Below are 219 nucleotides of genomic sequence, written 5' to 3'. Positions count from 1 at the left end.
TCTTTCTTTTCTTCATTTTGGATGTAATCATATATTATTTCTTTGACCTCTTCTGGTGATAAATTATATTGATATGAAATTACTCCTATATTTTGATTCTCCTTATACTCACTAACAATGATTTCACGCAATGAATCTAATCTATTCGTTTTAGTGTAGATTTGATGAAACTGGTTTGTTGATTCAGCCATAGATATTGGTTTTGGTGGTTGGATCGTA

General features: G+C 29.7%; 1 protein-coding gene. It reads right to left on the bottom strand.

The window, feature by feature from the left end:
- Positions 1-219: hypothetical protein (locus AB3H93_RS14200; protein WP_368020744.1), on the bottom strand; the 219-nt coding region annotated here is incomplete at both ends.

Source organism: Enterococcus sp. C74 (genome assembly GCF_040887125.1).
Lineage (GTDB): Bacteria > Bacillota > Bacilli > Lactobacillales > Enterococcaceae > Enterococcus_B > Enterococcus_B hirae.
This window is presented reverse-complemented; position numbering and strand designations above follow the sequence as displayed.